The following is a 4,218-nucleotide window of genomic DNA, read 5'->3' on the forward strand; positions in this document are numbered from 1 at the left end:
TATGCTGATAGCTGAAGGCTGTTCACGTAGCGTGCGCATAGCGCTTAAGCTTAGCTTTTAAATTAATTGCAACTTCTCCATAAAACCCCCAAAAAAAAGTTTTTTTAAAACCCTTGACAAATTAATATATAATCATTATGATTATATATATAACGTCGAGTTCAAAAATTAAAACATGTCAACAGAATTTAACCCAAACCTAAAAAAATACCCTGTTGAGCACACTCTGAAAGGCTCTCGTAAAGCAGTAACCTATAGCATGCACACCCTCTATGTATTTGGGTATGCAGAGATTTGCGAGTGGAGTCCTCTGGAGCCGACGGAGGTTCCAGGGGAAGTGAGGACTACCATGATGAAGTATTGGCTGTTGCCATAACACGTTGTCTTGATGCAGTCGCTCATGGGGAAACCACGCCAGTTGCTCATGGGGGGAACCCCCAAGACCGCACTGGCTCCCCAAGACCGCGCTGCATCGCTAAATTTCTGGGGGGGTTTCCCCCCTTGCAAAGGCTCCTGGTCTTTTCGCGTAGCGTGGCCTTTGGCCAATAAAATAAGATCACATCAGGTTTGGTTTGGAATCTGACTGACATGACAATTTCAATCCACTTACTGTGGTATTGAAAAAGCCGTAGACATAATATCTACGGCTATTTTTTTTATTTTTAGACTTATATTTTTTGTAAGCATTCAGCGGTCAGCCGTCAGCGGTCAGCCGTCAGCGGTCAGCCGTCAGCGGTCAGCCGTCAGCGGTCAGCCGTCAGCCGTCAGCCTTCAGCCGTCAGCCTTCAGCTGACGTAACAGAGATTAAAGCAATGCTTACTTGTTTTATTCAAAAGCTGTGCGCGTAGCGCATAAGCTGATAGCTGAATGCTGAAAGCTGAAAGCTGAAAGCTGATCGCTGATCGCTGATCGCTGATCGCTGAAAGCTGAAAGCTGATCGCTGATCGCTGATCGCTTATCTTGCCTTTTTCTCAAAATATCTTACTAATCAAACCTGGTAAATCCTTACATATAGTTACCATATTAGCAGTAGGAGACAAAGCAGCAGCAGTTCCCATGAGTATTTTCATCGCCTTCTTAACTACTTTCTTCACAGCACCATCTTCGGAATTAGTTAAACCAGAAGCGATCGCTTCAATTTGTTCTAGGGCTTCTGCTTTGTCTTCGTCATCCAAATCTTCTGCTAAGACTGCGCTTTGCAGTTGACTGAGTAATTCCTTCAGTTGTTTTTTATCAGGCTCAGGCTCAAAGCTAGGTAACTGGTTGATAGTATTAGCAACTGTACCACTAATCTCACCTAAGTTAAACGCACCAGCAAAACTATTTGTTACTGTAGCGTTATCCGATATATTTATATTTTGACTTTTATCGTTGATATTAGCCATGATTTCAGAATAATCTCCAGAAATATTACCGTGTTGTGATAATAGCAATACTAATTTTTGAATATCGCCTTTAAACTGAATGGATTGATTACTATCTTGTTGATCGTTAGATACTAACTTGTTAACATCTATTATATCATCAATTAAATTCAGAACATTCACCATCTGATAGCTTTGTTGACATTGAATGGTGTATTCCTTGTCTGCTATAAATTTTCGCAATGTTTCAAAGGGATAAGAATGTGGCGACTGACTGTCTTTACACGTAGAACAATTACAAGGTATTAACTGACTGTACTTCAAGCGCTTATAAGAATTATGTATTCTATCTAGTTCATAAGCAACTATAGTTAATAATCCCCGCTTATCTCTACCAGTAACCCTAATCTTAATCTCCCGTTTACCGTAATATTCAATCACTTCAGCTTTGGTGTTGTCTTTAGTTAAGATGACGCCACTTTTCCAAACGTATTGTTGTTGGTCAATATACTGATGCATCACCACAATCAAACGAGTGATAATACCCTTGGGCATAAAATCCGGATAAGCGTAACGTAAAATCAGATTATGGGATGGATTCCAATCATAGTATGGTTGGTTATCGCTGAGGAGTTGAGGGGCGATAAAGGTATCTTTGCTGTCAGGAATTTTATAGCAAAGTTGAAATTTCTTCATTAGTTCTAGTAATTCTCCTCTGGTAGAGGCATACTTGTCTTCCTTCCAAATACGTTTTAAATCCTTGCGAGTAAACTTTCCTTTGTTATTAATAACGTCATGATTATCCAGCACGTTGTAAACCGCATCGGTACCCCATTCGGGTTTAAGAATGACTATTTTATATAACAACGACTCTTCTTGATCCTGGAAATGAAGACATACTCCTAAATCGTGGAGATATCCGCTTAACTGTAATGCATCTGACCGTCGAGTAAATCCATTGATTTTACAAATATCCAGATAGTCTTGAAGAGAGATATAATTGTGAGCATCGTTTTCTAAAGCTTGACGCACATTTACCCAAGTTTTGGGTAATTCTTGCCCGACGTGAGGTAATTTTTTAATGTAATGTTTAATTTCATCGGTAATCTTTTCTAAACCTCGGTTAGTTTTGAGGTTAGTAGCCAGAGTTTCTTTGAGATTGGTAAACTGTCCTCGCAAAGCTCTTTCGTTAATGTCTCTTTGGCGGTTTTGTTTCTCGTTTTTAATAATCAACAGGGGGCTATTGTCACTTAATTTGTCTACAATATTTAACCAATAATAAAAATCCGTATCTTGTTTACGACTATCTGCAACTAAAGTATAGAGAGAACGTTTACTTAAAAAAAACTGATGGGTAGCATGATAAATTTCTTGGCCCCCAAAATCCCAAATATTAACGTTAAATTCTCGTCCGCTATCTAGAGGAAAACTCCATTTGATAACATCAATGCCTTCTGTAGACTGTTGATTGTCTTGGAGTTGGTATTGAGGGTCTTCAATTTTCTTAGCTAAACTAGTCTTGCCTGCTCCAGCCTCGCCCACAATCAACAACTTAGCTTCATAGATATAATCTTTTCCTTCTTTCCTTAATTGTCGAAAATATTGTTTAATAGCACCTACACCTCCACTGACCACTTCTGGCGGTGGGACAACGAGGGGATTACCCGATAAATCTAGATGGGTTAAATTGGATAGATTTACAATATTTTCTGGTAGTTTGCTTAGTTGATTATACGACAAATCTAGACTGGTTAAATTGGATAAATTTCCAATAGATTTGGGTAGATATGTTAGTTGATTATTCCATAAATGGAGCTTACTTAAATTTAATATATTACCAAGAGATTCGGGCAGATGTGTTAGTTGATTATTCCATAAATATAGTTCGGTTAACTTATAAAAGTTACCAAGAAAATCGGGCAGTTTGTTTAGGTTATTGCCCACTAAATCTAGCCTGCTTAAATTAGATAAATTTCCAAGAGATTCGGGAAAAGTATTTAGTTTATTTAACGATAAATCTAGTTCAGTCAAATTGTAGAGATTTCCAAGAGATACCGGCAGTTTTTTTAGTTGATTACGGGATAAATATAGCTTTTTTAAATTGGGTAGTTCTCCAAGAGATTCGGGGAGATTTATTAGGTTATTTTTTGATAAATCTAGCTCGATTAAATTGATAAAATTACCAAAATTTTTTTGGGGTAATTTTGTTATTTGATTACGCGACAAATCTAGCCTGACTAAATTGGTAATGTTACTAATATATTCTGGTATTTGATATATTCGGTTGCCGCTTAAGTTTAATACTCTAATTTGTTTTAGTTCAAAAACTTCCTCTGGAATATTAGTCAATGGTTGGGTTCGATATCCATTACTCAAATCCAGTATTTCAAGTTTTTTTTTCCTGGCTTCTTTTATTTTTTCTCGGAAGCGTTTTGGAATACTATCTTCGCTCATATAGCAATGGTTATTTGGGTGAGTGACAAAGGTTATGGTTTTAAGGCAATAGATTTTTAAGGTAATCAGCGTCAAAAAACACTGTACCTCATAAGTCCGATAAAAACTGTATTATCCCTGACCCAACAAATCTATTTTAATCTTTCCTATAGAAAAGTGATGTCGCATTACTGCTTAAATGCAACAATAAGTATTTATACTTAAAAATCTTGGTGAAAGAATTTCCTTCTTTGATTCAGCAATACAAAAAATCCGGCGTTGCTGAATTAAGGAATGAATGTGCGATCATTTGGTTTTATTAAAGCCCCCTAAATCCCCCAATTCTGGGGGACTTTGATAGTTTTGTTCCCCCCAGAATTGGGGGGCTAGGGGGGCAAAACCATACGCATAATCAGCAACA

The 4,218-nt window shown here is 37.5% G+C and carries 4 protein-coding genes; 1 reads left to right on the forward strand and 3 read right to left on the reverse strand.

Translation table 11 applies throughout. The features are described 5' to 3' along the window. Nucleotides 1–175 precede the first annotated feature (175 nt). The gene (locus F6K20_RS26765) at nucleotides 176–376 is read left to right on the forward strand and encodes a hypothetical protein (RefSeq protein ID WP_287253711.1); all 201 of its coding nucleotides are present in this window, start codon (nucleotides 176–178) and stop codon (nucleotides 374–376) included. 46 nt (nucleotides 377–422) lie between these two features. Here the strand turns inward: F6K20_RS26765 and F6K20_RS26770 are convergent, their stop codons facing one another. The 3 genes from F6K20_RS26770 to F6K20_RS26780 form a co-directional block, all read right to left on the reverse strand. Further along, on the reverse strand, nucleotides 423–590 hold the full coding sequence (locus F6K20_RS26770) for a hypothetical protein (protein WP_154659975.1): 168 nt from the start codon (nucleotides 588–590) through the stop codon (nucleotides 423–425). Nucleotides 591–825: 235 nt separating this feature from the next. Beyond that, nucleotides 826–975 carry a hypothetical protein gene (locus tag F6K20_RS26775; protein WP_287267182.1) on the reverse strand — a complete coding sequence of 50 codons (150 nt, stop codon included), beginning with the start codon at nucleotides 973–975 and terminating at the stop codon, nucleotides 826–828. Beyond that, nucleotides 972–3,818 carry a COR domain-containing protein gene (locus F6K20_RS26780; protein WP_008190613.1) on the reverse strand — a complete coding sequence of 949 codons (2,847 nt, stop codon included), beginning with the start codon at nucleotides 3,816–3,818 and terminating at the stop codon, nucleotides 972–974. Before F6K20_RS26780 ends, F6K20_RS26775 begins: the two co-directional genes overlap by 4 nt. Nucleotides 3,819–4,218 lie beyond the last annotated feature (400 nt).

Origin of the sequence: Moorena sp. SIO2C4, from assembly GCF_010672485.1 — a bacterium.
Classification (GTDB): domain Bacteria; phylum Cyanobacteriota; class Cyanobacteriia; order Cyanobacteriales; family Coleofasciculaceae; genus Moorena; species Moorena producens.

Bases quoted from the DNA above. Each gene is read 5' to 3' on its own strand.
- F6K20_RS26765 (WP_287253711.1), top strand. From the start codon at position 176: ATGTCAACAGAATTTAACCCAAACCTAAAAAAATACCCTGTTGAGCAC.
- F6K20_RS26770 (WP_154659975.1), bottom strand. From the start codon at position 590: ATGTCAGTCAGATTCCAAACCAAACCTGATGTGATCTTATTTTATTGG.
- F6K20_RS26780 (WP_008190613.1), bottom strand. From the start codon at position 3,818: ATGAGCGAAGATAGTATTCCAAAACGCTTCCGAGAAAAAATAAAAGAA.